Genomic DNA, 3,179 nt, shown 5'->3' on the forward strand with positions numbered 1-3,179 from the left:
CCCTCACCCCCGCCCCCTCTCCCTTTGGGAGAGGGGAGTTGGAGCATCACTCGGTTAGTTTCTCCCAGGCGGCCTGGAGGGCAGCTTGCATGCGCTGGGCGGCGCGGCTGAGGCGCTGCTGCCAGGTTGTCCATTTTTGCTGCAAAAACTCTGCCGCCTCATCCAGCAGGGAGAGGTCGAACTTGCCCCCTTTGGCCAGCTCGTCCCGCACCTGCTTGACCTTGACGCGCACCACCTCCGGCGGATCCTGGGGGCCGACCAGGGCTTTGAGGCGCTCCCCCATGCGCTGGATGAGCTGCTTGACTTGGCGGGATTTTTCGCTCCAAAAGTTCTTTAGGCCCTCAGTCTCCGATTTGAGGCGCTGGGGAGCATCTTCCTTGACCACCACCGCGTCCACGTCGATGGCCTCTACATCCTCAGGTAAGAGGACGGCGCGCCCTCCCCAGGGCTCAGCAATGCTGCCCCCCAGGATGTAAGCAGCAATGGATCCGGTCTCCCAGTCGAAGAGAAAATCCTCAATCCAACCCACTGGCTGATCCCCAATGCGCACCGTTCGCCGGTAGAGGGAGCTGAGGGGCGTTGCCGGGGTGGCGAAAACGGCGGAGTAGGTCAGCAGCGCGTCCGGCCCGATGAGCGAGATCTGCTCCAGGGGAGTGTAGCCCTGCTGGCTGGTGAAGTAGCAGACCCGTCCCTGGGGATCGACCCAGATTTCTTCGACGGTGCCCAGGGCCGTGGCGGTGCTGCCATCCAGGGCCAGCAGGCCCACCACTTGGCTGCGTCGGATGATCTGTTCCATGAAGAGTTCTCCTTAATTAAAGTTGACAAGGAGCAGGGTTCAGTGGGGTTGTCGTAGGGGTTCCGGGATCCTCAAAACCCGCGGTAGTGGTGGAGCTGCGCCCTGAGGCGGGCAATTTCCTGGGCCATGTCCAAAACCATCGCCGCCCCAACCCAGTTGAGGCCCAAGTCGCGATGCAGACGGATCATCTGGAGCAGGCGCCTGAGCTGCTGGGGGGTGAGGTAGCTGCTTTCGGCTTCCACCAAACCGTGGGCCAGCAGCCACTCCAAGAGGTGGGGCGGGATCCCAGCTACTTCGCTGGCCTGCTCAAAGGTATAGAGGCGTTCTTCCAACCGCACAATGGCCAAGCTCATAGCCTCACCTCCTGCAAGTAGGCGCGGGGATCCCAGCTCCGATTTTGCCGCAGTTTCTCGTAAAGATCCCGCTCAGTGGGGGAGAGGGATTTGGGCGTGACAACCTTTAGCCGCACCAGCAGGTCGCCTCGCTGCCCTTGGGGATCCCGCCAGCCTTGGCCGCGCAGCCGCAGGGTTTGGCCGCTATCGACGCCGGCAGGGATCTTCAGTTGCACCCGACCGGTGGGGGTGGGCACTTCCGCCGTGCCGCCCAAAACCGCCTCATCGGGCGTGATGGGCAGCTCGCAGAGCAGGTTGTCGCCGTCAAAGCGGAAGAAGGGGTGGGGAGGCAGCTCCAGGGTGAGGTAGAGATCCCCCCTCGGCCCGCCGAAGGGGCTATATTGGCCTTTGCCCTTGACGCGGATGCGGCTGCCGGGTTTGGCGCCGGCAGGGATACGGATGGTGAGGGTTTCGCCATCCACGCTCAGCCGCTTTTGGGTGCCGTGGAAGGCCTCTGCCCAGGTGAGGCCTAGCGTGGCTTCTACGTCTTGCCCTGGCAGATCCACCGAGACAAACGGCCCAAACCCGGTGGTGAAACCCTGGAAGCCGCCGCGGCGGGATCCCATGCGGCCCAGCAGATCGTTGATGAAGTCCTCAAAGTTGGTGTACTGGGCAAATCCTTCCATGCCCGGCCCTGCCGCCGCACCGCTGCCCACCCGTTGCCAGTACTGGCCAAACTGGTCGTAGCGCCGCCGCTTGTCCGGATCCGAGAGCACCTCGTAGGCTTCGTTGATCTCCTTGAAGCGCTCCTCGGCTGCCTTGTTGCCGGGGTTAACGTCGGGGTGATACTGGCGAGCCAGCTTGCGATAGGCGCGCTTGATCTCCTCTAAAGAAGCATCTCGGCTGACGCCCAGGATCTGGTAGTAGTCCTTGAAATCGCTCGCAGCCATAAGCTCACCCCTACGAAATCAGGTTAAGGCTTTTCAGGATACTTCTCAGAATGTAAGGTGGGTATTGAAGAGACGGAGCCACGGCGGGGCAGTTGGCTCTGCTCCTGCTGTTGAGAAGCTATCTGGGCTAGGGCTTGCGCCTGGAAAAGATCCCCTTGTCGTCCCTTGTGAAAACTTGTTTGACCTTTTCCCAAGCCTTGAGCAGCGCTTGGGCGACGGGGTTGCCCTCTGCCTTGGCCTGGTTATAGGCTTCCACAAAGGTTTGCTGGGCTTCTTCTGAGAGATCGGCGCGGATTTCTGGGGAGATGGTCTCCGGCGTCAGGTTGCCTTCTGGCTCACTGGGCAAGTTCAAGTCGGCAGTGGCCACCTCTTCGCCGCCGGCACTTTGCAACAGCAAGTAGATTTCGCCGGCTTTTTCCTCCGGCACCTGCACCACCAAGAGGAACTCACCTGCTTGCACCCGGGTTTGGTAGATGGCAGCTTTCTCCTGCGGCATGCCCAGGGCAATGAGGGCGGATCCCAGCCCCGCTCCCAGCGCCCCGTAGAGAGCGCCACCGGTTGCCCCCAGCAGCGCCGCTCCCAAGGGCCCGGCGGCCACCACCGCTCCCAAAAAGGGAATAAACAGCACCCCTACCCCTGTAAGTAGCCCCAACAGGGATCCAAACAGGGATCCATAAATGGCGCCGCTGGTCAACCCGTCGAGAACCACATCCTTGCGGGTGATAAAGCCGCTGATTTTGGCTTCCGTTTGAAAATTGCGGCCAATGATGGAGATGCGATCGTTGGGGATGCCGCGGTTGAGCAGGCGCTGGATGCACTCTTGGACTTTGGCTTCTTCTTTAAAAACGGCAGAAACGCACTTTTTGGGGGCTTGGGCGAAGGCACTCATAAAAGCTCCTGGGAAAGTTTTGGCCGAGAAGGCTGAGGGCAGCTTTTGGCAAGCTTTTCCCCTCTTTGCCCATGCCGCCCATTATCTCCCTCTGCCGCCTCAGGGGAAGTCGAGGGATCGCGAAACTCCTGGAGCGATCTCCGTACTGAGGAGGCCTGCCCAAGCGCTCCGCGCCGCTCACGCGACCACCCCCAGCCCCTCTCCCTCAGGGA

General features: G+C 61.6%; 4 protein-coding genes. All 4 read right to left on the bottom strand.

Going from position 1 to position 3,179, the window contains the following annotated elements; genetic code table 11:
- Nucleotides 1-46: 46 nt before the first annotated feature.
- A complete protein-coding gene (locus tag NW853_RS13250; RefSeq protein ID WP_414337143.1) occupies nucleotides 47-796 on the bottom strand; it encodes a photosystem reaction center subunit H in 750 nt (249 codons plus the stop codon).
- 71 nt (nucleotides 797-867) lie between these two features.
- Complete coding sequence (locus tag NW853_RS13255; RefSeq protein ID WP_414336116.1) at nucleotides 868-1,149, bottom strand: chaperone modulator CbpM; 282 nt, start codon at nucleotides 1,147-1,149, stop codon at nucleotides 868-870.
- Nucleotides 1,146-2,078 (bottom strand): DnaJ C-terminal domain-containing protein, encoded by a 933-nt coding sequence (locus NW853_RS13260; protein WP_414336118.1) that lies wholly within the window; start codon nucleotides 2,076-2,078, stop codon nucleotides 1,146-1,148. The genes NW853_RS13255 and NW853_RS13260 overlap by 4 nt, the downstream gene beginning before the upstream one ends.
- 127 nt (nucleotides 2,079-2,205) lie before the next feature.
- Nucleotides 2,206-2,967 (bottom strand): ChaB family protein, encoded by a 762-nt coding sequence (locus NW853_RS13265; protein WP_414336120.1) that lies wholly within the window; start codon nucleotides 2,965-2,967, stop codon nucleotides 2,206-2,208.
- Nucleotides 2,968-3,179: the final 212 nt, after the last annotated feature.

Origin of the sequence: Synechococcus sp. H55.11, assembly GCF_047462475.1 — a bacterium.
GTDB lineage: Bacteria > Cyanobacteriota > Cyanobacteriia > Thermostichales > Thermostichaceae > Thermostichus.